This window comes from Pantoea sp. MBLJ3, assembly GCF_000816655.1.
Lineage (GTDB): Bacteria > Pseudomonadota > Gammaproteobacteria > Enterobacterales > Enterobacteriaceae > Pantoea > Pantoea eucalypti.
The window spans coordinates 1,437,691-1,464,482 of the sequence record NZ_JSUT01000005.1 but is presented as its reverse complement, the minus strand read 5'-3'; the positions used below and the strand labels follow the sequence as shown (position 1 = coordinate 1,464,482).

28 protein-coding genes and 1 pseudogene are annotated in these 26,792 nt (G+C 51.3%); 23 read left to right on the top strand and 6 right to left on the bottom strand.

Annotated features, from left to right (window positions below; genetic code table 11):
• The first annotated feature begins 91 nt into the window (after positions 1-91).
• From NP77_RS13200 to NP77_RS13105, 21 genes and pseudogenes are all read left to right on the top strand, one after another.
• Complete coding sequence (locus NP77_RS13200) at positions 92-304, top strand: hypothetical protein (protein ID WP_231572325.1); 213 nt, start codon at positions 92-94, stop codon at positions 302-304.
• A 222-nt stretch (positions 305-526) separates the two neighbouring features.
• Positions 527-1,003: a hypothetical protein gene (locus tag NP77_RS13195; RefSeq protein WP_039660421.1), complete on the top strand. Its 477-nt coding sequence runs from the start codon at positions 527-529 to the stop codon at positions 1,001-1,003.
• 156 nt (positions 1,004-1,159) lie between these two features.
• Positions 1,160-1,702 carry a hypothetical protein gene (locus NP77_RS13190; RefSeq protein ID WP_039660419.1) on the top strand — a complete coding sequence of 181 codons (543 nt, stop codon included), beginning with the start codon at positions 1,160-1,162 and terminating at the stop codon, positions 1,700-1,702.
• 226 nt (positions 1,703-1,928) lie between these two features.
• Complete coding sequence (locus NP77_RS13185) at positions 1,929-2,144, top strand: hypothetical protein (protein WP_039660417.1); 216 nt, start codon at positions 1,929-1,931, stop codon at positions 2,142-2,144.
• A 173-nt stretch (positions 2,145-2,317) separates the two neighbouring features.
• The gene (locus NP77_RS13180) at positions 2,318-2,557 is read left to right on the top strand and encodes a hypothetical protein (protein WP_231572324.1); all 240 of its coding nucleotides are present in this window, start codon (positions 2,318-2,320) and stop codon (positions 2,555-2,557) included.
• A gap of 169 nt (positions 2,558-2,726) precedes the next feature.
• Positions 2,727-3,816 (top strand): annotated as a pseudogene (gene tri1 / locus NP77_RS13175) (ADP-ribosylarginine hydrolase Tri1).
• A 247-nt stretch (positions 3,817-4,063) separates the two neighbouring features.
• Positions 4,064-4,447: a hypothetical protein gene (locus tag NP77_RS13170; RefSeq protein WP_039660416.1), complete on the top strand. Its 384-nt coding sequence runs from the start codon at positions 4,064-4,066 to the stop codon at positions 4,445-4,447.
• A gap of 127 nt (positions 4,448-4,574) precedes the next feature.
• Positions 4,575-5,099, top strand: a complete 525-nt coding sequence (locus NP77_RS13165) for a hypothetical protein (RefSeq protein WP_039660415.1) — start codon at positions 4,575-4,577, stop codon at positions 5,097-5,099.
• Between the two features lie 413 nt (positions 5,100-5,512).
• On the top strand, positions 5,513-5,959 hold the full coding sequence (locus NP77_RS23465) for a hypothetical protein (RefSeq protein WP_156137298.1): 447 nt from the start codon (positions 5,513-5,515) through the stop codon (positions 5,957-5,959).
• A gap of 297 nt (positions 5,960-6,256) precedes the next feature.
• Positions 6,257-6,643, top strand: coding sequence for a hypothetical protein (locus NP77_RS13160; protein ID WP_039660413.1), 387 nt, complete (start codon positions 6,257-6,259; stop codon positions 6,641-6,643).
• A 233-nt stretch (positions 6,644-6,876) separates the two neighbouring features.
• Positions 6,877-7,104, top strand: a complete 228-nt coding sequence (locus NP77_RS13155) for a hypothetical protein (protein WP_039660412.1) — start codon at positions 6,877-6,879, stop codon at positions 7,102-7,104.
• A 77-nt stretch (positions 7,105-7,181) separates the two neighbouring features.
• Positions 7,182-8,267: an ADP-ribosylarginine hydrolase Tri1 gene (tri1, locus tag NP77_RS13150; protein WP_039660411.1), complete on the top strand. Its 1,086-nt coding sequence runs from the start codon at positions 7,182-7,184 to the stop codon at positions 8,265-8,267.
• Positions 8,268-8,612: 345 nt separating this feature from the next.
• Positions 8,613-9,620, top strand: a complete 1,008-nt coding sequence (dgcN, locus tag NP77_RS13145) for an N-acetyltransferase DgcN (RefSeq protein WP_039660410.1) — start codon at positions 8,613-8,615, stop codon at positions 9,618-9,620.
• Position 9,621: 1 nt separating this feature from the next.
• Positions 9,622-10,587 carry an N-acetyl-D-Glu racemase DgcA gene (gene dgcA / locus NP77_RS13140; protein WP_039660409.1) on the top strand — a complete coding sequence of 322 codons (966 nt, stop codon included), beginning with the start codon at positions 9,622-9,624 and terminating at the stop codon, positions 10,585-10,587.
• 15 nt (positions 10,588-10,602) lie between these two features.
• Positions 10,603-12,465, top strand: a complete 1,863-nt coding sequence (locus NP77_RS13135; RefSeq protein WP_039660407.1) for an ABC transporter ATP-binding protein — start codon at positions 10,603-10,605, stop codon at positions 12,463-12,465.
• A 25-nt stretch (positions 12,466-12,490) separates the two neighbouring features.
• On the top strand, positions 12,491-14,032 hold the full coding sequence (locus NP77_RS13130; protein WP_039660406.1) for a glutathione ABC transporter substrate-binding protein: 1,542 nt from the start codon (positions 12,491-12,493) through the stop codon (positions 14,030-14,032).
• Between the two features lie 79 nt (positions 14,033-14,111).
• Complete coding sequence (locus tag NP77_RS13125) at positions 14,112-15,044, top strand: ABC transporter permease (protein WP_003850806.1); 933 nt, start codon at positions 14,112-14,114, stop codon at positions 15,042-15,044.
• Positions 15,041-15,925, top strand: a complete 885-nt coding sequence (locus NP77_RS13120; RefSeq protein ID WP_008926148.1) for an ABC transporter permease subunit — start codon at positions 15,041-15,043, stop codon at positions 15,923-15,925. The genes NP77_RS13125 and NP77_RS13120 overlap by 4 nt, the downstream gene beginning before the upstream one ends.
• Before the next feature lie 2 nt (positions 15,926-15,927).
• Positions 15,928-16,971, top strand: coding sequence for a P1 family peptidase (locus NP77_RS13115; RefSeq protein ID WP_039660404.1), 1,044 nt, complete (start codon positions 15,928-15,930; stop codon positions 16,969-16,971).
• A complete protein-coding gene (locus NP77_RS13110) occupies positions 16,968-17,789 on the top strand; it encodes a M55 family metallopeptidase (RefSeq protein ID WP_039660403.1) in 822 nt (273 codons plus the stop codon). The genes NP77_RS13115 and NP77_RS13110 overlap by 4 nt, the downstream gene beginning before the upstream one ends.
• A 132-nt stretch (positions 17,790-17,921) precedes the next feature.
• Entirely contained in the window at positions 17,922-18,830 is a 909-nt protein-coding gene (locus tag NP77_RS13105) for a LysR family transcriptional regulator (RefSeq protein WP_039660401.1), read from the top strand.
• Positions 18,831-19,076: 246 nt separating this feature from the next.
• Here NP77_RS13105 and ychF read toward each other — a convergent pair whose 3' ends face one another.
• Both ychF and pth read right to left on the bottom strand, forming a co-directional pair.
• Complete coding sequence (gene ychF / locus NP77_RS13100) at positions 19,077-20,168, bottom strand: redox-regulated ATPase YchF (RefSeq protein ID WP_003850816.1); 1,092 nt, start codon at positions 20,166-20,168, stop codon at positions 19,077-19,079.
• A 108-nt stretch (positions 20,169-20,276) separates the two neighbouring features.
• A complete protein-coding gene (gene pth, locus NP77_RS13095) occupies positions 20,277-20,864 on the bottom strand; it encodes an aminoacyl-tRNA hydrolase (protein ID WP_003850818.1) in 588 nt (195 codons plus the stop codon).
• 255 nt (positions 20,865-21,119) lie between these two features.
• Here pth and ychH point away from each other — a divergent pair, with 255 nt between their 5' ends.
• Complete coding sequence (ychH, locus tag NP77_RS13090) at positions 21,120-21,395, top strand: stress-induced protein YchH (protein WP_008926152.1); 276 nt, start codon at positions 21,120-21,122, stop codon at positions 21,393-21,395.
• Here ychH and NP77_RS13085 read toward each other — a convergent pair.
• From NP77_RS13085 to lolB, 4 genes are all read right to left on the bottom strand, one after another.
• Positions 21,392-22,543 carry a GGDEF domain-containing protein gene (locus NP77_RS13085; RefSeq protein WP_003850823.1) on the bottom strand — a complete coding sequence of 384 codons (1,152 nt, stop codon included), beginning with the start codon at positions 22,541-22,543 and terminating at the stop codon, positions 21,392-21,394. The two genes, ychH and NP77_RS13085, sit on opposite strands and share 4 nt — an antisense overlap.
• Positions 22,544-22,757: 214 nt before the next feature.
• Positions 22,758-23,705 (bottom strand): ribose-phosphate diphosphokinase, encoded by a 948-nt coding sequence (gene prs / locus NP77_RS13080; RefSeq protein ID WP_003850825.1) that lies wholly within the window; start codon positions 23,703-23,705, stop codon positions 22,758-22,760.
• Between the two features lie 136 nt (positions 23,706-23,841).
• Complete coding sequence (ispE, locus tag NP77_RS13075) at positions 23,842-24,699, bottom strand: 4-(cytidine 5'-diphospho)-2-C-methyl-D-erythritol kinase (protein ID WP_008926154.1); 858 nt, start codon at positions 24,697-24,699, stop codon at positions 23,842-23,844.
• Entirely contained in the window at positions 24,696-25,319 is a 624-nt protein-coding gene (gene lolB, locus NP77_RS13070) for a lipoprotein insertase outer membrane protein LolB (RefSeq protein WP_008926155.1), read from the bottom strand. Before lolB ends, ispE begins: the two co-directional genes overlap by 4 nt.
• A 216-nt stretch (positions 25,320-25,535) precedes the next feature.
• Between lolB and hemA the strand changes: the two genes are divergently transcribed.
• Complete coding sequence (gene hemA, locus NP77_RS13065) at positions 25,536-26,792, top strand: glutamyl-tRNA reductase (protein ID WP_003850831.1); 1,257 nt, start codon at positions 25,536-25,538, stop codon at positions 26,790-26,792.

Genomic DNA, 26,792 nt, shown 5'->3' with positions numbered 1-26,792 from the left:
ATGAGAAGTTTTTGTTTAAGATGCTTTATTTATTTTATTATAAGAGTATAACCAGGTCAGTTTAATAATATCACGTGTCGCTAAGGTAGTGATGATGGAAAAAATGATGTTTAGTGGTTATGGCATGTTCATCACTGAAGAGAATGGTAAATATTACATAAATTTTGATGAAGGTGGCGTTGTAAATAAGGATGTCAGATATGAAATAAATGAAAAGGAGGCTGTAGAAGCTTGCTGTAGTGGACAGGGTGCCTATGAAATAATGTTAATTTCTCAGTCCAGAGCAAGTAAATCTAATCTGTGATGCATTATTTTTCCTAAACTCATTTGAATACGTCAGGGTAAATTAAGACCTGCTGATTCGGCACTCGATTTATCGCATCAGAAGAGAGTAAAGAGCGGGTTTCAGAAGCATACATGATGATATGTTTTTTAAAAATTCAATTGCCGGACTATCTAAATTTTGCAGATCTCTTAACCCACTATTAAGGCATTCCTATTCCGCTCAATGCAAAATAGAGGTTAAATGAAAATCTCCAGAACAGCTGTGAAGCGTCTTCAGAATATTCCGTGGTTTACTAATACAGGTAAAGGCGGTTATTTGAACAACATAAAAAAGATAACTGCTGAATCAGATTTTATCAGCCGTATAACGAGCGACGACTGGGAAAATGTATCGCTTCAGGCGGGTAATGCGATAACCGGGTATCTGGCCATAAAGCAAAGCTTGAAATATCAGAACTGGAATGATCTTGTCAAAGAAGCAAAAGAGATTATTGATATTGAAATCATACCCTTCATGAAGAATCCCACTTCATTAGATGATGATATCCTGTTCAATAATGTGAAGTGGGATTTAGTCAGTTTTCTTGCTGAAGATGCTTATAAATCATATTTACCTAACTCGCAATTTTTTGGTCGGCTGATGATGATTTATGAAAATGGATACATACCCTGTGGATGGGAAGGGCAATGGCCTTCCGGGAGACTTGTTATCTACTGATGCAGGCTCATCTATGATGTTGCTGTGTTAGCACCAACACCAGCCTTTAAGGACGATGATCCTCCGCCAGCCCGGTTAACCCCATTAAGATGGTAAGAACGTGAAGAGGTTATCAATCCCTTATCCCTGCTGGAGAGTGTGATACCGGGAGCTATTATGATGATCAATATACGGATTAGTATGAAAAAAACGACACATCAAAGAAAAAGTGTTCTGTTAATACTGAGTTTCTTTTTGTTTAGCGGGTTCGCAGAAGCGAAGATGCAAAATAAAGATATGTGGAGCTTTATCCCTCAGTTGAGTGCTTCACTTAAATCTCTCTCTGTGAAAGATCTCACTGAGTTTCCGCTGGCACTGACATTAGAAACCCAAAATGATTACATCAACATTTATCAGGCTAATTCGATAAAACTGGAAGATGATGCGAAAATTACTGATATTGAGTTGCGTGTCAGTAAATCATCCGGCGACGTCGCCCCTTTTCTGAGCTTTTCTCCCGATGGTAAATGCACAACCCTTAATGATGTCAGAAAACACTATCCGGGGGTTAAGTTGAGTGACTATCCTCGTGGCCAATCTGAAAATGAAGTAACCAGCTACTCATCTCCCCCGGATATGGATGGTCAGGTAATCACATTTTCTTTTGCTGTCAAAAATCCGGATTGCCTGAGTAAAGTGATCATCACGGCTAAAGAGTGAAGCTGGTGATGTTGAACATATTTCTGATTCAGCACGATAGTAATTGCAGCATAATGACGCTTAGCACCATACGTTCCAGAAGCGTACAGCCTCACAGCGGCTACACCGGGTAATGGCTCGGTCTCGTCCAGTCCAAAACCTCTAAGGCAGCGCGGTTTGTTTCTAATGCCTGGGCTGAATCCGGCATTTCCTAATTTTTCGAACATAAATATTTTAAGAGAACTATATGACCGAGATGCTATTTAGTGACTATGGGATTGATATCGTAGTAAGAGATGGAGTTTTCTATATTCAATATGATGATGGCGGTTTAGTCAGTAAAGAGATTGAGTCTGAAATAAGTAAGGACGAAGCACTCAAAGCTCAACGTAGCCCGGCTGATGCTAATGAAGTCATTTTGTTAACCCAGGTCAGAGATGGAATTAACATTGCTAAATTTTAAGCGTACTATACGGGCCTGATTATGTGAGTTTTGCCAGGAACATTTTATGTGCTTCTGCTCTTAATTAATCCGCCAAAACCTCTTTCAGCAATCAATGCTTATAAATGTTCAACGCCATAGAAAATGATGCTTACAAGATCAGATAAAGAATCAGACAGGCCGTATTTATCATTATGAATTTCATTTATCACTTAGGTGTAGATGCGATGACTCAGCAAGCGTTAAGGGAGCACCTGTTTTATTTAATTAATAAATATGTTCCGGAAAGCAATAGAAGTGATTTCTTCGAAAGTATTCTAAAAGATGATGTTCCTGTAAAAGGGATTCTTGCAGACCTGAACAGGGTAAAAGATGTCACTATGGATGAAAAAGATGGAGATTTATTAAGAGAGATTTATTTTAATTTTTGCTAAAAAGCGGCAAAGATCGTGCGTTTCAGCGACTTATTTTTTTATAGACGTATTGGAGCGAAATCGGCTGCATGATGATGACCGGATTCCACACCAACACCAGGTCAGTGAGGGAAGACTGTCTGGTCCTGCTGCAACTGAAGCTGGTTCATTTAAAACGGAGAGTGATTTTATGATGGATCTCAGAACTGACGAAGACGAAATTTTTCATTATGCAAAACGTTACGCCCATTTAATTCCACCGGTTTCGCGTCAGCTGATGAACAGGATGTCTTATAACCCTGTACCCATGCCAGAAACGCCGGAAGACAGGCAAAAGCCCAAATGAATGCATTCAAAACCTCAAAAGATCACTGATGTACAGGCCTTGGACAAAGCGCAGGGTGCTCTCATGGGACTTGCGGCAGGAGACGCGATTGGTACCACACTAGCGTATGTACCGCGCGATAAGGCCCATGTAGACGATATGGTCGGCATGGGGCCTTTCAACCTGAAACCTGGTGAATGGACTGATAACACCTCAATGGCACTTTGTCTGGCTGAAACTTACATTGAGAGCCATAAGTGTGACACGACGGTGTTCCGTCAAAAGCTACTCAGCTGGTACAGAAACGGGACGAATAGCTCAAAGGGTTTATGCTTCAACATAGGTAACACAACCCGTGTTGCGCTTGAGCAATTTGAACGACATGGACCCACCTGGATGGGGAATACGTCACCTGATACCGCAGGGAATGCAGCTCTGGTCCGACTCGCACCCACCGTTATTTTCATAAGAAAATCATTTGTTGACGGCTTGTGTGACGCAAAGCAACAGAGTAACGCAACGCATCTCGCTGCTGATTCTGTCAGCTGTTGCCGATTCTTCATCTTAATATTTCATTACCTTTTGAATGGTTACAGTAAAACAGAGCCTGGTGCCGCATCTCATGGATTCATCATTAAGTGTTCTTCTGATCAACGCCGGTGAATATAAAGAAAAATACCTGGATCAGATATGGTCTTCTGCCTATGTTATCGATACCCTGGAAGCCGCCTTGTGGGCAGTCTGGCACACAGACAATTTCAAAGATGCTGTCTTGCTGGCGGCCAATCTGGGTGATGATGCAGCCAGCATAGCGGCTGCCGCGGGTCAGCTCGCGGGAGCGCTATATGGTCTGTCAGGCATTCCTGAGGCGTGGGTTGAGAAACTAGCGCATAAAGAGAGAATTCTTTCATTGTCGAACCAGCTGTTTGAAATGGCACCCGAAGAAAAAGATTGAAGTCATAGCGCAACATGCTTATTGGGTATGGGTTAAGTAGATCTGCCCTGCATAGCGATCTGACGCTGTTGACCATAGAGGATATTCAACAGATAAGTATTGATCACCCTCTGTCTGAAATACGACTGTTCTGACAGAGCTGATTGACTCTTTCAAAAAAGTAACTTCAGGAGGCTCATCCCCGGTTCATATTTCTGGCAGATGCGCTGATCAGTGGAGTCGCAACAGACCCAGGAAGTGTAGCTATATGGATGATCTAAGCTATCTGCTCTCAGCGATGCCAGCAAAAAGAGAGGATTGGTCTCAGAGTTTGAGTGAGATCCTTCTTTCTGATAGCCTGGAAATCGGTGTTTCTTACGATGAATCGCTAAGTTTATTATTACCCAAATATCGAAGCAGAATGCGGTCAACTGAAATTGATATCAGTGATACTGTGGGCCTGAATGCCCTAATAAAGTTTTTAGCAGCCCTTGAGGATGACGCTAAACTCATTGTTTTCCCTTTAAAAAATAGGGTTATGTCTGGTGATTGCTTCATAGTCGGTGATGAAATTATTGGTTGTGCTTTCATTAAACGTGGCCATGGTCGTTCTAAAGAAGGGCTTTGGATAGAGGGAAAAAAGTTGTGTTGAAAGGCGCTAAAGAAAAAGCTAATACAATCAAAAATCTTTCTTTGTGACCGCCAAAATTTTAATCTCACCCTGGTATTCTGTCTGACGTGAAAATGTAAATACCTTTTCTGAGAGGGTAAAGCAGGGTATGAGCGATGGAGTTTTGATTCACGTGAGAAAAGGAGAGTATACGATTCTTGAAACAAAAGAGGGTTGTGGAATCAGTGTTTTGTTTCCTGATGTCTACCGAAACTCTCCCATTGATGTGAGCAGGGATTTCAAGCTGGATATATCAGAGCTGATACAGTCAGGTGATTTTGAAGCACTTGATGCATTATCTAAGGATATAAGAGAGGATTGTGTCTCATTACAACGGTATGATACTGAAAAGGTCAACGTTACAGGACAACAACTGATGAGTAAATTGAAGTTAGCCATGAAGCCCTGGGATTTCACATTATATCGGTGTGATAACGATACGCATGTACTAAAAGTAATTTTCAGTGAGGGAGATTACAAAGTCGATGTTGAAAGATTTTTTATTGTCACTGACGCACTATTGAACGCAGAAGACCTGGTGAGTTCATGCGAGAGGTTATCGGAAAATATCAGGATGTCTTACGAAGATCATGATAACAGCGAAATAAGTAAGCGTGATTTTGATTTTCTCTAAAATGTAATATTCAGGGATTGTACCGGCCGTAATACTTGCTTTTTACAACAGCCAGGCTATTAACGACTGATGACTCCCGGTTCAGGGATTGAAAATAAGCGCTACGTGTCAGGGACAGTTCTGATGAGATGAAAGTAATTTTTTCAACTCACTTAACAGTTATTGATATAAAGATAATGCTGATTATTAAATTTATTCAGGCAGGTAGTGATGAGATTATTTGGGAATGTGATTTTTTTGATTTTTTCCTCAGGTGCCGCTATGGCTTCCGAAAATGCACAACCTTTGTCTCAGTACGATAGCTTAGCTAAAATTTCAGCTATCTAAATTTAGTGGCCTGTCGTTGAAGAGATAGAGATAAGGCAGAGTTATGATCGTGTTTTAATCTGTAATAACAAGGACAGGTTTTAAATATGAGCTTAAAATATGCAGCTGGAGAACTGGTTTTTAATGACTCGTTGGTTGTAACCCCAAAAATAAATAAGCATGAGTTAATGTTAATTCCTGGGTTTGTCTGGGAGCCATGGCCAGATAATGGCGGGGACACAGTTTCATATAGAAGTATTTTCCCACTTAAAAACAATAACAGTGGTGATATTTTTTTAGTTGTCAATTTTATTGAGCCTGGAAACTCAGACGCTCTAATATCGCACTGGAGTTTTGCACCAGAAAAATTGTTGATTAGTGAGCAGAAAAGCCTTACTGGGGACGTAACTCAAAGATTAAAACGTTGGTTTAAGGAACAAACGAGAACTTCATTACCTTTAAACGGTGTTTGGGGCAGCATCGATATAGCTTATGACGTTTATAACAGAACAGCTACAATCAATTGTCACTATCGTTCAGGTTCCTGGAAGTAAAGTTAATAAAATGACTTTTATCAATGACGAAGAAGGATGTAAGGCGTGATTGTGAGCGTTGCTAATTTCGTAATCCAATTAATATGAAGACTGATATATTTTTTTAAGCCAAAAGTTTAGTTTTCCTGATTATTCAGGATGCAAGCCTATCTTCTGGGTTAACTAAAAGTATCTCTAATGCTCTTGATTATAGTATAAGCTCAGGTGAGATGCTTATCAGGCTGAATTTTATGTTGATCAAACATAGAGTAATCTGGATATATATAACATTGTAACCGGGATAAAGAGAGAGTTGCTATGACTGAAAATAGTACAGACGAAATGCTTTTCGATGCTCTGGCGCCAGATTTGTTACGTCAATATATAGATTTTAAAAAAATAAATGGTTTCTTTTCAAGGGGCAATGCGACGGGCAGAGCAAAGGAGGAAATTGATATTCATCTGAGTTGCATCAAAAATATGGGTGGCGAGGTTATAGGGAGCCTCTCGCTAAAAGAACATCTTAGTCTCTATCAGGGAAGTCATGTGTATATTTTGAGTGGTTATGACAGGTTCTATGGTTTTGAACTCTATCTTAATGATAAAAAAACTGAGTTTCTGGGCGTTATGATTGTCAGGCTGCGAACAAAAAGTGAAAGTGAAATTCAGTGGGAAAAGGAGACTTTATGCATCAAGTATCCCTGAATCCTCTTAAATAAGCATTTTTTGTATGCTCACTAGGATCTTAGACCCGCCAGGGCTGAAGCAAAGTCTGGACGCCTGACAGGATGCGGCTGATATCGGTGCAGTGAGGGGGCCCTGGAGTAAAACTGAACTACATCCTGGCTTTAACAGGTTGAGAAAACTGAGACTTACGCGTACATCAGCATGGAGAGGTTTAATCATTACATAATGATAATCTGTTGGAGGAATTGAAAATGTGTGTTCCGGAGAGAAAAGAAGCTGAAATGATGTTGCTCAATCTTTTAAAAAGAACCTTAAAAAATCAAGATGATATAGCCCTGTTAATGGATTTAGCAACAAAAAATGAGTACTCAATTCCAATGAAGGGCATCAGGTACAAATTTGACAGCATGGAGAAACAGCCACTTACACAAGATGACTGGCATGATATGGATACGTTAATGCACTATTTTGGTCCTTAGCGTTTGCTAAGCAACAGAGAGAAACGACTAAGAAACGTTGTAGCACATTGCCACCACGCAATTGAAAAGGAGTTTATATGATTGATCTAAGATTGTCAGAATCTGAACTCAGAACATACGCCAGGAAATATGCGAATTTGCTGCCTGAGTTATCTCCTCAACTCATCAACCGGATGGCTTACGAACATCAGCCAATGCCTGATGAAAAGCCAGTGAAACCTGAGTGGATGCATACGCTGAAAAAACGTATTTCTGACGTTGAAGCCTTAGATAAAGCCAAAGGTTTACTCATTGGACTGGCTGTTGGTGATGCAGTGGGGACCACTCTGGAATTCCAGACTCGCGACAGTTCTCACATTTACGATATGGTGGGCGGTGGTCCTTTCAATCTCAAGGCCGGAGAGTGGACCGATGACACCTCAATGGCACTGTGTCTGGCAGAAACGTATATTGAAAAGGAAAGCTGTGACACTGATTTATTCAGGAAAAAGTTAATTCAGTGGTACAAAACGGGGCATAATAGCGCGAATGGAGTTTGTTTCGATATCGGTAATGCGACCCGCTATGCTCTCGAACAAGTAATTAAACATGGTACTGATTGGATTGGTAACACCGCCCCTGATACAGCAGGGAACGCCTCGTTGATTCGTCATGCACCCGTAGCAATTTTTAGGCGAAAATCATTCATTGATGGCTGGCGTGATGCCAAAAGACAAAGTACAGCAACACATCGAGCACCAGAGTCAATAAATAGCTGTCAGTACTTAAACTCCATTTTACATTACCTTTTAAATGGTTTAGATAAAAATGAAGCCTTCGCGCCTCATAAAATGTCTTTAATGGTAAGACCTCTGATCATCAATGCCGGTGAATATAAAGAAAAGCATCGTGACCAAATTCGCTCGTCTGGTTATGTCATCGACACCCTGGAAGCCGCCTTATGGGCCGTCTGGCATACAGACAATTTCAGAGATGCCATTTTGCTGGCGGCAAATCTTGCTGATGACGCTGATAGCGTGGCAGCCACCGCAGGCCAGTTAGCAGGCGCTTTGTATGGACTGTCAGGCATCCCTGCAGAATGGGTTGATAAAATAGTCGATAAAGACAGAATCCTTTCGATGGCAGAAGAGTTGTTTCACCTCGCACCGGAAGAAACGGATTAATTTCAGGTAGGGGATTCTTTTGTTGCGCTGATATAACCCGGAATGGTCGCTGGCATTCGTTATGAATGCTCTCACCAGCGGCCCGGCGTTAGATACCCCGTAAGCCATTTCCTCCTCTTGCCCATATCCATCCCGCCAGCCCGAACACAATCTTTTTCCTATGACCCACCCCTTTCTTTACTCCATTCCCTGTCCCAAACCCCCTGAAAAACTCACCCATCATCACTATTCCCTCTGGCTATAACCTGCTGTTATACCCTCCTGCTGAACAAGCATTCGTCACCTTTCAGAACGCATGAAATAGTGGTTTCAGAACCTGATCTTTTGGCTGAAACGAGAGACAACATGCTAATCCCACAACCCTATTTACTCTTTCTTGGCGATGTTACCGATCCCCTCGCAGCAAAAACGGCGCGCGGTATTCATATATGGCGGCCGGAGCAGTGCGTTGGCGAAATTAAACTGCCGGGCTGCTCGGTCAGTCTGGGTCTGGATGAACTGGATATTCCCGGCGCTAAAGCGCGCGGCGCAAAAACGCTGGTACTAGGCACGGCCAATGCAGGCGGCTATCTGCCAGCGCACTGGCTGGAAACGATTAAAAGTGCCATTCAGGCAGGTATGAATGTGGCCAGTGGTCTGCACCATCGGCTGGTGGACGAACCTGAACTGGTCGCGCTTGCGCAGGTTGCTGGCGTTGAGCTGTTTGACCTGCGTCATATGCGTCCAGCGCTCAGTGTGGGCAGCGGTAAGAAGCGTTCAGGTAAGCGGATACTTACGGTGGGTACGGACTGCTCAGTGGGCAAAATGTACACCTCTCTGGCGCTGGAAGCGGCGATGCGTGCGCGCGGCATGAAAGCTGATTTTCGTGCCACGGGACAGACCGGTATTCTGGTCGCAGGGGAGGGTATTGCTGTGGATGCGGTCATCGCTGACTTTATTGCCGGTGCCGCAGAAGCGCTGTCACCGGCGAATGACGAGGACCACTGGGATATCGTTGAAGGGCAGGGATCATTGTTCCATCCCTCCTATGCGGGCGTGAGTATGGGGCTGATGCACGGTGCGCAACCACACTGGCTGGTGATGTGTCATGAAATGGGACGTCCCCATATGCGTCATTTGCCACACCAGCCCATGGTCAGCCTGCAGGCGTGCGTGGAAGCCAATCTGCGTGCCGCGCAGGTGACCAGTGAGTCGGTTCAGCTCGCTGGCTTTGCAATCAACACCTCCAGTTACAGTGAAGAAGAGGCGCTCGCTTATTGCGCCGAAATCAGCGCTGAGTTCGGCTTACCGGCCACGGATCCGGTGCGCTTTGGTATTGATGAGATCGCCGCACTGCTTCAGGAGCGTGGCTGAAATGCGACAGTTGCAGATTGAGGTGGTGGAGCTGCCGCTGGCGCGACCCTTTGCTATCGCACGCGGTACCCGAACCGCCGTGACGGTCATCCGGGTCACACTGGAGCAGGAGGGTTTCATCGGGCAGGGCGAATGTACCCCGACGGCGCGTTACGATGAGTCGCCGGAGAGCGTTCAGACTATGCTCGAAGCCGTTCGTACTGAGGTAGAGTCGGGCCTGAGCCGTCATGATCTGCAACACCGTTTACCCGCCGGTTCTGCGCGCAACGTGCTGGACTGTGCGCTGTGGCGACTTGATGCCGCCCGGGCGAATCAGACGCTGTGGCAAATGAGTGCGTGCTCTCAGCATGAGTCAGTCATTACTGCAGAAACCCTTAGCCTGGATACGCAGGAAAATATGGCTCTCGCAGCGGCGGATGCCGTGTCACGAGGCGCCATCCTGCTCAAAATTAAGCTCGACCGCAGTGAGATTCTGGAGAAGGTGGCGGCGATTCGTGCAGCGGCACCGCATGCCACGCTCATTATCGACGCCAATGAAGCCTGGTCGGGGCTGGAAATGGAAAGCCTGCTGGTGGCACTGAAGGCCTTCAATATTGCGATGGTCGAGCAACCGCTTCCCGCTGGACAGGATCATGACCTGCAACGCTTTAAGCATCCCATACCGGTCTGTGCCGATGAGAGTTGTCATACGCGGGCGGATATTGCCGGATTACGCGATCGTTACGAAATGATCAACATCAAACTGGATAAATGCGGCGGCCTGACTGAAGCGCTGGCGATGGTGGGTGAAGCCCGGACGCTGAATATGCGCATCATGGTCGGTTGCATGCTGGGCTCGTCACTGGCCATGGAAGCGGCTTTGCCCGTCGCGGTTAACGCAGAGTTCGTCGACCTGGATGGCCCCATCTGGCTTGCCGCCGACAGTTCTCCTTTTTTGAGCTACTCCGAAGGCCGCATCTGGCTATAACTCTGCGAGGCGACGATGACGGATACACAACGTACTTCCCCTGCAACCCGCGCTGCCTCGCCATCCCCCGTGCTGGCGATTCAGGATCTCAGCGTCTCATTCCATGGGCGCAGCGGTGAAAATCAGGCACTCAAAGGCATCAGTTTTGCCATTCATCCGGGTGAAATTGTCGCTGTAGTGGGCGAAAGCGGCTCCGGTAAATCGGTCACGTCGCTGGCGGTGATGGGCCTGCTGGCAAATAACGGCCGTGTCGATCGCGGCAGTATGCAGTTTTGCGACCGGGGCGGAAACGTGCATGCGTTAGAAACGCTGGATGACGCTCAGCGCCGCACACTGCGTGGCCGTGAAATGGCGATGATCTTTCAGGAGCCCATGACGTCGCTGAATCCGGTGCTGCGCGTTGATGATCAGCTTACAGAGGCATTACGCGATCACCATCTGTGTGACAAAAAGCAGGCCTATGCACGCGTGCGTGAACTGCTGCGACAGGTGCGAATCGCCGATGTGGATCGCGTTATGAAAAGCTATCCGCACTCGCTGTCAGGCGGCATGCGGCAGCGTGTGATGATTGCGCAGGCCCTTGCCTGTGACCCGCAACTCCTGATTGCTGATGAGCCGACCACTGCGCTGGATGTCACCGTTCAGGCGCGCATTCTCCATATTCTGCGTGACCTGCAACGCGAGAAACAGATGGCGGTGCTGTTTATCACCCATGATATGGGCGTGGTAGCGGAAATCGCCGATCGCGTGGTGGTCATGCTGCGAGGCGAAGTGGTCGAGCAGGGAACCGTATCTGAGATTTTTGCCGCCCCGAAGCACGCTTATACCCAGGCGTTACTGGCGGCAGTGCCAAAACTCGGCGATATGCGGGAACACACGTGGCCACAACGCTTTCCTCTGCCGGGTGCGGGCGAGGCTGTGCAAAGCGAACAGCAAACCGCTCGCTATGATGTCGCGCCGCTGCTGGATGTGCGCGGCCTGAAAGTCTATTACCCGATCCGCAGCGGCATCTTTTCAAGCCTTACGCATCATGTGCATGCAGTGGAACAGATTGATTTCAGTCTGTGGCCCGGTGAAACCCTGGCCATCGTGGGTGAAAGCGGCTGCGGCAAATCGACCACCGGACGGGCGCTGATGCGCCTCATCAACAGTGACGCTGAAAGTATTCATTTTGAAGGAAAGGAAATCTCTGACCTGAAAGAGGCCGCGTTCCAGCCGCTGCGCCGTGAAATCCAGATGGTGTTTCAGGATCCTTATGCCTCACTGAATCCCCGCCTGACAGTGGGTTTTACCATTGCCGAGCCATTGCTATTACATGGCATGGTCTCTTCACTTGAACAGGCTTCCCCACAGATTGATGCGCTGCTGAAGAGCGTCGGTCTCCTGCCAGAGCATGCGCGTCGTTATCCGCACGAATTTTCGGGTGGTCAGCGTCAGCGTATTGCCATTGCCCGCGCTATGGCGCTGAAACCGAAAGTGATTATTGCGGATGAGGCGGTATCGGCCCTTGATGTCTCAATTCAGGCGCAGGTGGTCAATCTGATGATGGACCTGCAGCAGCAAACGGGCGTGGCATGGATTTTCATCTCTCACGATATGGCGGTCGTGGAGCGTATTGCGAATCGCGTCGCGGTGATGTACCTCGGCCAGATTGTGGAGCTTGGACCACGTCAGTCGGTCTTTAATCAGCCGCAACATCCCTATACCCAACGTCTGCTGGCTTCCGTTCCGGTCGCCGATCCAGAGAACCGTCAGCCCCGTCTTTTCGATGACAGCGAAATTCCCTCGCCGCTGCGTAAGGTGGGTGAAACGGTCACTAAACCCCGTTATCGCCAGGTTGCGCCCCAGCATTGGGTCGCTGACGGCATTGCATTGTAATTATCCTCAACGACCAGGAGAATCTATGAAAACGCTGTTTCGCCGTACTTCGCTAACCCTCGCATTGACGACGACGCTGGTCATGACTGCGCAGGCACAGGATCTGCGCATTTCAATGTATGCCGATATCACGGGGCTGGATCCACATGACACCTCGGATAATGTCAGCTACTCGGTGCAGAGCGGCATCTTTGAGCGGTTGTTCCAGTTTGATCCCGCGATGAAGCTGCAGCCCTGGCTGGCGACCGGTTATACCTCTAATGACAGTGCCACCGAATTTACGCTGACGCTGCGCAAAGGTGTCACTTTCCAGGACGGTACCCCGTTTGATGCCGATGCGGTCAAAGCAAACCTTGATCGTCTGGCAGATCAGAAAAAAGGGCTGAAGCGTAATAGCCTCTACAAAATGATCGATAAGGTCACGGTAATGGCACCCGACCAGGTAAAAATCGATCTGAATCAGTCGTTCGGGGCCTTTATCAACACGCTGGCGCATCCTTCGGCGGTGATGTGGAGTCCATCCATTCTTAAGCAATACCCGGACGAAGCGCAGTTGCGACTGCATCCGGTCGGCACCGGTCCGTTTAAATTTGTTAACTGGACACCGGGCAAAGCGGTCACGCTGGCGAAGTATGACGGTTACTGGCAGAAGGGATGGCCTAAAGTTGACCATGTCATCTTCTCGCCGAGTCCGGAAGATGCGACACGCGTCGCCGCATTAAAATCGGGGCAGGTGGATGCCATCTGGCCACTGCCTTCAGACCTGATCGCCGCCGTGAAACAGGACAGCCATCTCTCCATTCAGCGCGATCCGAGCATTTATCTCTATTACATGGCGATCAACACGCAGCACAAGCCGCTGGCGGATGTTCGGGTGCGTCAGGCCATCAACTATGCGATTGACCGTAATCTGTGGCTGAAAGTGGCCTTTGCCGGTCTGGGTAAACCTGCCACATCCGCTATACCGGAAGGCGTACAGTTCTACCAGAAACAAACCGATCCTGAGTACAGTTATGCGCCGGACAAGGCCAAAGCTTTGCTGAAAGCGGCAGGATATCCGAATGGTCTTGATCTTAAGCTCTGGGTGACCAATGCCACGGCCAGCGTGCGTGCCGCTCAGGTGCTGAAAGCGCAACTGGCCACGGCAGGCATTCGGGCCACGGTGACGCCGATGGATTCCGGCACGCGCAACGCTAAGTTGTGGGGTGTACAGGACCCGAAAAAGGCCGAGTTTGACCTCTATTATGGTGGCTGGTCGACCTCAACAGGCGATGCCGACTGGGCGCTGCGTCCGCTGTTTGCCACCGAATCCTGGGTGCCAACCTCCTATAACGTCTCCTACTTCAGTAATCCTGACGCAGACAAAGCGATTGCAGCCGGGCTGGCGACGGCCGATCCGGCAAAGCGCGGCATTGCCTATGCACAGGCGCAAAAGGTCTTGTGGAAAGAAGCGCCGGTGGCGTTCCTTGGTACGCCAGACAACCTGGTGGGCAAGCGTAGCACCCTGAGCGGCGTTTCAATGCTGCCTGATGGCAATTTCCTGTTCACTCAGGCGTCCTTTAAATAAGACGGTTCTTCTCTCGTCACCACTCCCGAAAGGAGGGGAGACGTGAGGAGGCCAGTCACACCTCATTTCAGGGAATGGCATGTTTGCATACATCATTCGCCGATTACTGGAGATGATCCCGGTTTTGCTGGTGGTCTCGTTGCTGGTATTCGGTTTTATCAAGCTCATGCCGGGCGACCCGGCGCGCGCTTATGCCGGACCGGATGCGCCCATCGAGGCCATCGAGGCGGCGCGTCAGCATCTCGGGCTTAACGATCCGCTGCCGCAACAGTATCTCCACTGGATCGGCAGCCTGTTGCAGGGCGATCTGGGCACCACCTATCGCACTCAGCAACCGGTGCGGGAGGTGATCCGACAGGGCTTTATGCCGACGCTGTGGCTGGCCTTAGCAGGTTTCACCTGGTCCGTTATTCTCGGGTTGCTATTCGGCGTGATGGCGGCCCTGAAACGGGGAAGATGGCAGGACTGGACGCTGATGAGCGTGGCGGTAGGCGGTATTTCGATGCCCGCCTTCTGGCTGGGGCTGTTGCTTATTCAGTTCGTCGCGATGCCTTTTGGGCTGTTTTCGGTCAGCGGTTTCAACCAGGCCAGCGATATTGTCCTGCCCGCCATTACGCTGGGTTCGTCGGTTGCGGCGGTCATGGCGCGCTTTACCCGTTCGGCCTTTCTTGAGGTGGCGCAGGAAGATTACGTGCGCACCGCCAAAGCCAAAGGACTGCGTAACCGGCTGGTAACGTGGAAGCATGTGATGCGCAATGCGCTCATTCCGGTGATTACCATGCTGGGTCTGCAGTTCGGTTTTCTGCTGGGTGGCTCCATCGTCGTCGAGAGTGTTTTCAACTGGCCAGGGTTAGGCTGGTTATTGATTGAGTCGATCAAAGCGCAGGATCAGCCGGTGATTCAGGCACTCGTGATGCTGTTCGTGTTTGAATTTATTGTGATTAATCTGCTGGTCGATCTGCTTTACGCGGTAGTTAACCCAGCCATTCGCCTGCGACAGGAGCCGAAATGAGTAGTCAATTGCTGACTGACAACCCGCCTCAGATCATTCGTTCGCCGTGGCGTGATTTCCTGCATGCCTTCGTGCGTAACCCTCTGGCACTGGTCTCAGGCGGCTTTGTGCTGCTGTTGATTGTGGTGGCGATCTTTGCGCCCTGGCTGGCGCCCTGGGATCCTATGGCCCCGGACTGGATGGCGCTGTCGTCACCGCCAACGGCGGCACACTGGATGGGGACCGATGAACTGGGACGCGACCTGCTCAGTCGCATTATCTATGGCGCGCGTATCTCGCTCTATATCGGCGTGCTGTCGGTGACGATCGGCATGCTGGTCGGGGTCATGTTCGGGTTACTGGCGGGCTATTACGGCGGTTGGGTTGATATGTTGATCATGCGCGGTGCCGACGTCTTATTCGCGTTTCCCGGCATGTTGCTGGCCATTGCGGTGGTGGCGCTGCTGGGGACGGGCCTGAACAATGTCATTATCGCGGTCGCGGTATTCAGCGTGCCGGTATTTGCCCGCATCGTGCGGGCATCGACGCTCTCTCTGAAGCAGGCTGCCTATGTTGAAGCCGTACGCTGTGCCGGTGCGCCAGACCGCGTGATTATTCTGCGGCATATTCTGCCCGGCACGCTCTCCAGCGTAATTGTCTATTTTACCATGCGCATTGGTACCAGTATTCTGACTGCGGCGGGCCTGAGTTTTATCGGACTGGGTCCGGAGCCAGACGTGCCGGAATGGGGCAATATTCTGGCGATGAGCCGCAGCATGATGATGGCCGGATCCTGGCACATGAGCGTATTTCCAGGGCTGGCGATTTTTATCACCGTGCTGGCATTCAATCTGCTTGGCGACGCGTTGCGCGATACACTCGATCCCAAACTCAAGGGCTGACGATGGATTACCAACAACTACAGCGCGATCTGCTGCTTGATCGTTGGCGTAACCTGCGTCAGCTTGGGCAGCCACGAAGCGCCTGCGGACCCACTAATCGCATCAGCGATGTTGCGGGCGTGCGTGTCGGACATTACACGCTGAATGAAGGCGAAAAGCAGACTGGCGTCACCGCTATCCTGCCGCCGGGCGATAATCTGTTTCTCACGCCGCTGCCGTGTGGGGCTGAGGTGCTGAACGGCTTTGCGAAACCCGTCGGACTGGTTCAGATAGAGGAACTTGGCGTGCTTCAGACGCCGATTCTGCTCAGTAACACGCTGGCGGTTGGCACGCTGTTTACGGCGCTGGTGCGCGATGCCATCTGTCATAATCCGGAACTGGGCCGGACGTTGCCCACGGTGAACCCACTGGTGCTGGAGTGCAACGATGGCTGGCTGAATGATATCCAGGCGCTGGCAATCAGTGAGGATATGGCTAAGGCGGCGCTGCAGACGGCCTCCGCAGACTTCGCGCGTGGCAGCGTCGGCGCGGGACGCGGGATGAGCTGTTTCGGTCTGAAAGGGGGCATCGGAACCGCCTCACGGGTAATTCCTTCACTCAACGCCACGCTTGGCGTGCTGGTATTGGCCAATTTCGGCGCGCTGGAGGCACTCACACTGGATGGCTTCCGGGCGGGCGAGATGATTGCGCCGCTGCTCGCAGGAGATGCGCCGCAGCGTGATGCCGGCTCTGTCATCATCATCATGGCAACAGATGCCCCGCTGGACACACGGCAGCTAAAGCGCATCGCGAAGCGAGCCGGTGCCGGTCTTGGAAGGCTGGGCAGTTACTGGGGACACGGCTCGGGCGATATTGCCGTGGCGTTTTCCACGCAACCGCTGCCACTGCCGCCACAGGACGACACGCTGGAGCCGCTGTTTGCTGCCGCAGCGGATGCAACGGAACAGGCTGTACTCGATGCCTTGTTGAGCGCAGAGGCTGTTACTGGCTTTCGCGGTCATCATCGTCCCTCACTGACGCAGATTCTGGATAAATTAACCTCATGAAAATTTTTATCTCGGCCGACATTGAAGGTATCGCGGGGGTCATGCGCCCGGAGCAATGTTCACCCGGCCACCCGGAGCATCAGATCGCCCGTGGTCTGATGGAGCAGGAAGTGAATGCCGCGATTGCGGGTGCGTTTGCGGGTGGGGCAACCGAAGTGGTGGTTGCAGACAGCCATGCTCAGATGACCAATTTGCGTGCGGAAAATATCGATCCCCGCGCCCGACTGGTGCAGGGCAAACCCCGCTGCCTGTCGATGGTGGAGGGGATAGAACAGCAGACGTTCGACGGGCTGTTTCTGGTGGGATTTCACAGCGCAGCAGGTGAATCTGGCGTACTGGCGCATACCATTAACGGTCGGGCATTCTGGCGTATCCATATTAATGATCTGGTGATGGGCGAAACCGATATTTATGCGGCTGCCGCTGCTGAACAGGGCACGCCATTGCTGCTGGTCACGGGTGACGATCAGTTACAGAGCTGGATAGCGGAATATTACCCAGCGGTCGATTACGTCTGTGTAAAGCGCGCTATTTCGCATACCTGCGCGGAATCGGTCAGTCCGCAGGCGGCACAGCATGCGATCGCTGCCGCAGCAAGTGCCGCACTGCAACATCTCCATCAGGTGAGCACAACCCGCCTGACGGCACCTTACACGATGCGGCTTCAGGCCACTAAACCTGTACTGGCCGATCTGTTCAGTCTTATCCCCGGCGTCACGCGCCTTGATGCCGTTACCGTGGCGTATCAGGCGGAGAAAATGGAAACGTTGATCAGCTTACTCAGTGCATTCTCCTATCTGGCGAGTACGCAGTCGTAGCAACTTTATGCCGGGGCTGCACTGGTTTTGCGGTACAGTTTTTGCAGCAGGATAATGATTGCTCTCACTCTCCGCCGGTACAGCTGGTTGAAGAGGCCTCCGTGTCCGGTATTCCATCCAGGGTAAATCATCATGCGGCTCCGCCATATAGAAGTCTTTCAGGCCATCGTACAGACCGGCAGCATCAGCGCAGCGGCGCGCCTGCTGAATGTGTCGCAGCCGAATATCAGCCGTGTGCTGAATCACGCTGAACAGCAGCTGGGATTTGCGCTGTTTGAGCGACGGCTACAGGGAATGAGTGTGACGGCAGAAGGGCGACGTCTGCTGCCTGAAATAGAGGATCTCTGCCAGCGCCTGCAATCCATTACCCAGCTCACCGAACAGCTAAGGCGTGGCGAAGGGCAACTCGTTCGCGTTGGCGCCGCTCACGCGTTTGGTCAGATGGTGATGGCTCCAGCGCTGGTCACCTGGCGGCAACAGATGGCCTCGGTCAGTGTGGAACTGGTCACCGAGCACTTCAGTACCTTATGCCAGATGATTCTGGATAATCAGCTCGATTTCGCGCTGGTCTTTGGTCAGCAGGTCGATGCGGTTCTTCTGGCCGAGCCTCTGTTTCAGTCCTCCATGGTGGCGCTGCTACCGCTCACTCATCACTGGCATGAACCCGTTACGCTGGAGTGGTTGTGCAACAATAATTTACTGATGATGCAGGCGCAGGATCCGCTTGGACGCGTACTTCACCGTGCGCTGCGCGATAAGAAACTGAACCCCGCCGTGTCATTGTCGATTAAAACCTATTCGGTCATTGCAGATATGGTGCTGGCAGGCGGCGGCACGGGCGTCGTGGATCTCTTCACCGCCTGCCGCTATGCCGAACAGTTAAAGCTGCTGCCCATAGCACAACCTCTGCCGTTTGAAGTGATGCTGATCAGCCGCCGTGACCAGCCGCAGTCGCAGTCCACTCTGCAACTTAAGCAGGTCATCCGTAACAGGCTGTGGGAGATCGCCCGGCAGTGTGAGGCGCAGTTTATCCGTGGCTGAACAGGTGCCGTTTCAGGTGAAGAGAAGGGGAAGAGAGTGCGCTCAGGTAGCTTTAGATTCTTTTGGCGGGTTTTGCAGAAGAAGGAGAGGAGCTAAAGCAGTAAACTTTTAGGTCATGATTCCAGCGTTGCGGGAATCTGCTGACAGACACTACTGTGAGAGCGTTAAAAAGAAAAACCCACGCTATTGCGTAGGTTTTAGCGAGTCTGTCAGGTTTTATGGGGTTGCTAAAACCGCATGAAAAAATCAGACGTTAAACAGGAAGTTCATCACATCGCCATCTTTCACGATGTACTCTTTACCTTCTGAACGCATCTTGCCGGCTTCTTTCGCACCTTGCTCGCCTTTATAGGCGATAAAGTCTTCAAACGCGATGGTCTGGGCGCGGATAAAACCTTTCTCAAAGTCGGTATGGATTTTACCGGCTGCCTGTGGGGCTGTTGCGCCAACCGGGATGGTCCATGCACGCACTTCTTTCACGCCAGCGGTGAAATAGGTCTGCAGGTTCAGCAGCGAGTAACCTGCGCGGATCACGCGGTTCAGGCCCGGCTCTTCCAGTCCCAGTTCAGCCATGAACTCGTCACGGTCTTCATCTTCCAGCTCAGCAATGTCAGACTCAACAGCGGCACACACAGGCACCACCACAGAACCTTCTGCTTCGGCGATAGCGCGCACCTGATCCAGGTACGGGTTGTTCTCGAAACCATCTTCATTGACGTTAGCAATGTACATGGTGGGTTTCAGGGTCAGGAAGCTCAGATAGCGGATGGCCGCTTTGTCGTCTGCATCCAGATCCAGTGAACGCAGCATGCCTGCTTCAGAAAGATGCGGCAGGCATTTTTCCAGTGCAGCCAGCTCGGCTTTGGCATCTTTGTCGCCGCCTTTGGCTTTCTTCTGCACACGCTGAATCGCACGTTCACAGGTCTCAAGATCGGACAGGGCCAGTTCGGTGTTGATCACATCAATATCTTCAGCCGGGTTCACTTTACCCGCCACGTGGATGATGTTGTCGTTTTCAAAGCAGCGCACCACGTGGCCGATCGCTTCGGTTTCGCGGATGTTGGTCAGGAACTGGTTGCCCAGGCCTTCACCTTTTGACGCGCCTTTCACCAGGCCCGCGATATCGACGAATTCCATGGTAGTCGGCACCACGCGCTGTGGCTTAACAATCTCAGAAAGCTGGTCGAGACGCAGGTCAGGCATTGGCACCACACCGGTGTTTGGCTCAATGGTGCAGAAAGGGAAGTTAGCCGCTTCGATGCCCGCTTTAGTCAGCGCGTTGAACAGAGTGGATTTACCGACGTTCGGCAGGCCCACGATACCGCATTTGAATCCCATGGTTTGATACCCTTTATAACTGGATGGACAGCACGTCAGGCGACGGACTGTCGGAGACGAATAGAAAAATTTCGCGCATTATACACGGAATCACGACGATTCGGGCGTTTAAGCAGGCTTGAAGGCGTGCAGCCGGTTCATCGCCTTGATGCGATCCTCTTTCAGCCACAGTTCGGTGCAGCGCACCGCTTCATCAATGGCATCATCAATCAGCTTCTGCTCACTGGCAGGCGGCTTGCCCAGTACAAATCCGGTTACCTTATTGCGATCGCCGGGATGCCCGATGCCGATGCGGAGCCGATGAAAATTGTTGTTGTTGCCCAGTTTGCTGATGATGTCTTTCAGACCGTTGTGACCGCCATGGCCGCCGCCCTGCTTGAATTTCGCCACGCCGGGTGGCAGATCAAGTTCATCGTGTGCCACCAGAATCTCTTCCGGCGCGATGCGATAAAAGGTCGCCATCGCAGCAACCGCTTTACCGCTCAGGTTCATAAAGGTGGTCGGCACCAGCAGGCGCACATCCTCTCCGGCGATCATCAGGCGGGCGGTGTAGCCGTAGAATTTGCCTTCCTCTTTCAATGACTGATTGTGGCGCTCAGCCAGTAAATCAAGATACCAGGCACCCGCATTGTGGCGCGTGGCGGCATATTCAGCGCCCGGATTGGCAAGGCCCACAATCAGTTTAATGCTGCTCACAATGATTATCCTGCTGTTATTGCGAAAGGGCGTTAGTTTACTTCGCCACAGCCAGGATGACAAAGCACAAGCGCCGAAATGGTTCAGTGAAGTGATTAATCATTTTCTATCTAAATCAACAGGCTGGACTCAGGGCCAGGGAATGCTTTATGACTGATGTGTGATCCAGTCCGCAACGTAATCTTTACCCATTGCCTAAACTTATGGCACTTAACATTGTGTGCGGTCATTTTCTCATAAGGATGGGGGTGCAGCATGAAATACCAACACTGCCGTGTAGCAGGTAACAGCTTGATGGTACTGGGATTAGTGACAATGGTGCTGGGCGTCGGCTTCTCAATTATTAATCAGCTCCCCTCACTTGATCTGCCACAACTTCTGGCTCAGGGGGCGATTTTAGGCATCTTTATTGGTGCGCTGCTATGGCTGGTGGGCGCCGGTCTGAGTGGTCGTGAAAAGGTAGAAGATCGTTATTACTGGCTGCGTCACTATGACAAACGCTGCCGCAGATCGCACAACTCACATCATTAAGTGAGTGCAGCCGGGACCGGATGCTGCGCAGTGCAGTTCCGGCCACTGGCTTTCGCGTGATAAAGCGCCGCATCTGCCAGTGCCAGTAAATCCTCAAAGCCCTGATGCGGTTGGGTCAGCGTTGCGAATCCAATGCTGACTGAATAGGTAATCTCATTGGGCTGTGACTTACAAACCGCCAGTCGTGTCGCTTCACACCAGGCTTCCGTCTCCTTTGCTCCGGCCGGGATTATCGCCGCAAACTCCTCTCCACCCAGCCTTGCAAAGCGCCCGTCAGCAGGCATCAGCTCTCTGACAATGCCGCAAAAGTGGATCAAAATCTGGTCACCCTGCTGATGCCCATACCGATCATTAATGCTCTTGAAGTGATCAAGATCGAACAGGATTGCACTATAAGGCCGGTTCTGACGGCGGCAATGCGCCACAATTTTTTCTGCTTCGTTAAATAAAGCACGGCGATTCCAGGCGCTGGTCAGCGGATCGTGCAGGGAAGTGTGTTTCAACACGCTCTGCATCCGCTCATTCACCATGGCCAGAATGGTAAATGTCAGGCCAATGACAAACAGAATGGACTCCAGAATCACGTAAACCGAGAAGTCCGATCCGCCAATGGCACCATGCCTGGTACTGGCAATGGCGCTATCCAGAAAAATGCGCGCCAGATGAAACAGCAGGTGAATCCACAGCAGCAACTGTGCAGGCCAGAAAGTCGATTTTAGCGAGTCACGAGCCAGCCAGACCAGTTGAATAAATGCTGCGGTATAGGCCATACAGGCGATACACAGCACAAATACTCGCCTGGGCAAGCTGTAATAGAAGGCCGGAAAGCAGCAGAGGAGTGCCCAGAGCAGCGCGCCCAGCAGCCAGTGGGTACCGATGGGTTTGCCACTCAAGCGCCGCAACGCATTTAACAATCCGCCATAAGCCAGCATCACTAAAACATTGCCCACCGCAATCGGCAGAAAATGCAGACCACTGCTGCGCAGGCTACTTAAGAACACGGAAATCAGGGTAAATATCAGCGACAGGCAGGTGAAGCCCAGAACGCGGTCATACTGCGATCCAATCCAGGCAAAGACCATGATGATGCTCAGAAACCCCAGTACATAAAGCTCGCAAATAAATAAGGTATAGATATCGAGGTTCATGAGGGCCGGGTTCTTATTAAAATTGCGTTGCAAATTACCACTTAACGGCATCGGGCAGAAGCGGGGAACGCAGCGTTTTACTAAAAGAGTGAGTGGCGTTGAAAATAGGGGATAGTGGGGAAATTTATCGCGGAAAAATCAGAAAAAGAAGTGCGTTAGTCGGGCGACTGGCTGGCTTAAAAAAACCGGGCACAGGGCCCGGTTCCGCGAAGAATTAATGCTCGAACATCGCCGAGATCGATTCTTCGTTACTGATGCGGCGAATCGCTTCGGCCAGCATGCCAGATAAAGTCAGCGTGCGCACATTCGGCAGTGACTTAATCTCGTCAGACAGTGGGATGGTATCGCAGACGATCACCTGGTCCAGAACGGATTTACGCAGGTTTTCAACCGCATTGCCGGAGAAGATCGGGTGCGTCGCGTAAGCAAACACGCGTTTAGCACCACGCTCTTTCAGCGCTTCAGCCGCTTTGCACAGCGTGCCGCCGGTGTCGATCATGTCGTCGACCAGCACACAGTCGCGGCCAGCAACGTCACCAATAATGTGCATCACCTGAGAAACGTTCGCGCGAGGGCGGCGTTTATCAATGATAGCCATATCGGTGTCGTTCAGCAGTTTAGCGATAGCACGGGCACGTACTACGCCACCAATATCGGGAGAAACAACAATCGGGTTTTCCAGACCGATCTGCATCATATCTTCCAGCAGGATCGGACTGCCAAATACGTTATCAACCGGGACGTCGAAGAAGCCCTGGATCTGCTCGGCGTGCAGGTCAACCGTCAGAACACGGTCAACACCGACGCTGGAAAGGAAGTCTGCCACTACTTTTGCGGTGATTGGCACACGCGCGGAACGCACGCGGCGATCCTGACGGGCATAACCAAAGTAGGGAATGACTGCGGTAATACGACCAGCAGAAGCACGACGCAGCGCGTCGACCATCACAACCAGTTCCATCAGATTATCGTTGGTGGGGGCACAGGTGGACTGGATGATGAAAATATCACCACCGCGTACATTTTCGTTAATCTGTACGCTCACTTCACCATCACTGAAACGTCCTACAGCGGCGTCTCCCAGGCTGGTGTAAAGGCGGTTGGCAATACGTTGTGCTAGTTCCGGGGTGGCGTTACCAGCAAATAGCTTCATATCAGGCACGAGAAGAACCTCAGGCTTTGCGTCCAGAGAATGAACGGCATGACAGTAACCGGCGCGTACAGTCATGTGCGTTCACACGGGTGTGTTGATGCGAAACGTGCAGTGTCTGGAACGTGGTGACACTGTCACGCAATCGCTAATCGCCTCGCAGGGTACGCTGTAGCGGCGAAACATTTACGCCCCGGGCTACAAATCCGCGCACCCCATTCGGGGCAAGCTCCAGCACCTGACGGGCAGCAGACTCAGTGTCGAATTCAGCAAACACACAAGCGCCCGTGCCAGTCAGGCGTGACGGCGCGTATTCTAGCAGCCAGGAAACAAGCTCATCAACCTTACGAAAACGTTTTCTTACCACTGCTTCACAATCATTGGTGAAGGGTGCAGCTAAAAGCGTCGATAAACTGCGCGATGGGGTATCACGCGTCAGTTCGGGGTCGTTGAATACCACTGGTGTGCTGATGTTCACGCCGGGATGAGCGACAAGATACCACTTTTCTTCCGGCTCTGCGGGCTGAAGTTGTTCACCCACTCCCTGCGCAAAAGCCGCGAAGCCGTGCACAAACACCGGCACATCCGCGCCCAGTTTCACGCCAATTGCTGCCAGCTCATCCGGTGTGAAGCCGGTTTGCCACAGATGATTCAGCGCCACCAGTACGGTAGCAGCATCCGATGAACCTCCACCGAGGCCGCCCCCCATGGGCAGATGCTTCTCAATGGCGATCTGTGCGCCAGCACGAGCAGGCAGGCAATGCTTATTCAGGGCTGCCTGTTTCAGCCTATTTGCGGCGCGCACAATCAGGTTATCTGCATCCGCGACGCCTGCCACCGGCGTTAACAGCTTAATGGAATCGCTGTCATCAACGGTAATCTGCAACTGGTCACCGTAATCCAGAAACTGAAACAGCGTCTGCAGGTTGTGATAGCCGTCGGGACGACGGCCAGTGATGTAGAGAAAAAGATTCAGTTTTGCCGGGGCAGGCCAGTGGGTGATCATTGAACGGTCCAGCCGTCCATACGCAGTTTAATTCGCTGATCACCCTCTTTCAGCTCCAGGCTGGACGGCAGCGGTGGGGTAACTTTGCTATCGTAACCCGCAATAGACACCTGCCAGTTCTGGCCGTCGCGGCTGTAGTTCAGGCTGCTTAGCTGATAGTTCTCGTTAAGCTGATAATCGGTGGCATCGCCAGGCAGACCCATCATCCACTGGCGCAGGTTTGCCAGCGGAATGTTCATGCCAGTAAGTTGCGAAATCATCTTCTGTGCATCATTGCTGACGTAACGCTTGCCTTTGTTATCGACGATCTGCACCACCGAGCCCTGTGCATCAAGCTGCAGTTCGGTACTGCCCAGTGGATTGGTCAGCAGCAGGCGATAGCGATCAGGCGCGGTCTGTTGCCAGTTGAAGCGGGCATAGACTTTCTGCTTGTCAGAGAGGTAGGCAAAGGCACCGCGGGTCTGATAGTGCGTAACCTTTGAGACCGCCTGCTGATGCTGTTGCCACTGTGGCGCGGTAACGCTGGGGCCCGGGCCTTGCGGTTTGTTGACGCTACAGGCCGCCAGCAGGACGCTGGCAAGGGGCAAAAGGCGCAACAGATTGCGTGGTGTATTAAGCATCAAGTGGTCATCTCCTCGGACACATGTATTTTTCGTAACGGATAACGCTAACCGTCCCGGTTTTAACCGTCAATGCTGTTATGCAGCAAATTGCGCACGATCGGGTTAATCTTATTACAGTCATAGCCTTTGTATGGCTTTTCTTGATCTGCCGCATCTTGTAGAATGCGCATCACAAAACCCTGACATTATTGGGACATCCCAACTAAAACCGCCATGACGCTGCTCGCTCTCGGAATCAATCACAAGACAGCCCCCATTGCTCTGCGCGAACGCGTCTCGTTCGGGCCGGAGACGCTTGAGCAGGCGTTAAACAGCCTGTTATCACAGCCCATGGTGCAGAGCGGCGTGGTGTTGTCCACCTGTAACCGGACTGAACTTTACCTGAGTGTAGAGCAACAGGCCGACTTACAGGCGCGTCTGGTGAGCTGGTTATGTAATTATCATCAGCTGGATGAAGAGGATGTACGCAACAGCCTCTACTGGCATCAGGATAACGAGGCGGTCAGCCATCTGATGCGCGTCGCCAGCGGACTCGACTCCCTGGTACTCGGTGAACCCCAGATCCTCGGTCAGGTAAAAAAAGCGTTTGCTGACTCCTCGCGCGGTCAGGCACTGAGCAGTGAACTGGAGCGCATGTTCCAGAAAACCTTCTCTGTGGCCAAACGCGTGCGCACAGAAACCGATATCGGTGCTAACGCGGTCTCGGTGGCGTTTGCCGCCTGTACGCTGGCCCGCCAGATCTTCGAATCTCTCTCTTCCGTCAATGTACTGCTGGTCGGCGCAGGCGAAACCATTGAGCTGGTGGCGCGTCATCTGCGTGAGCATCAGGTCAAAAATCTCATCATCGCCAACCGTACCCGCGAGCGCGCTGAAACGCTGGCGGCGGAAGTGGGTGCGGAAGTGATCACGCTGGCGGAGATCGATGCCCGTCTGGCTGAAGCCGACATCATTATTTCGTCAACCTCCAGTCCGTTACCGATTATCGGCAAGGGAATGATGGAGCGCGCCCTGAAAGCGCGCCGCAACAAACCGATGCTGCTGGTCGATATTGCGGTGCCGCGCGACGTAGAGCCGGAGGTGGGCGATCTGCCTAACGCTTATCTCTACAGCGTGGATGACCTGCAGGCGATCATCGAACAGAACCTGGCGCAGCGCAAAGCGGCCGCGGTTCAGGCCGAAAGCATCGTGGTTCAGGAAAGCAGCGAATTCATGGCGTGGCTGCGCTCACAGGGCGCGGTGAATACGATCCGTGAATATCGTTCTCAGGCGGATGAAATCCGCGCTGAGCTGGAAGGCCGTGCGCTGCAGGCGCTGCAGCAGGGTGCCGATCCGCAGAAAGTCATGCAGGAACTGGCGCACAAGCTGACCAACCGTTTAATACATGCTCCAACCAAATCACTTCAGCAGGCCGCCCGCGATGGCGATAATGAACGCCTGCAGATTTTACGCGACAGCCTGGGTCTCGATTAG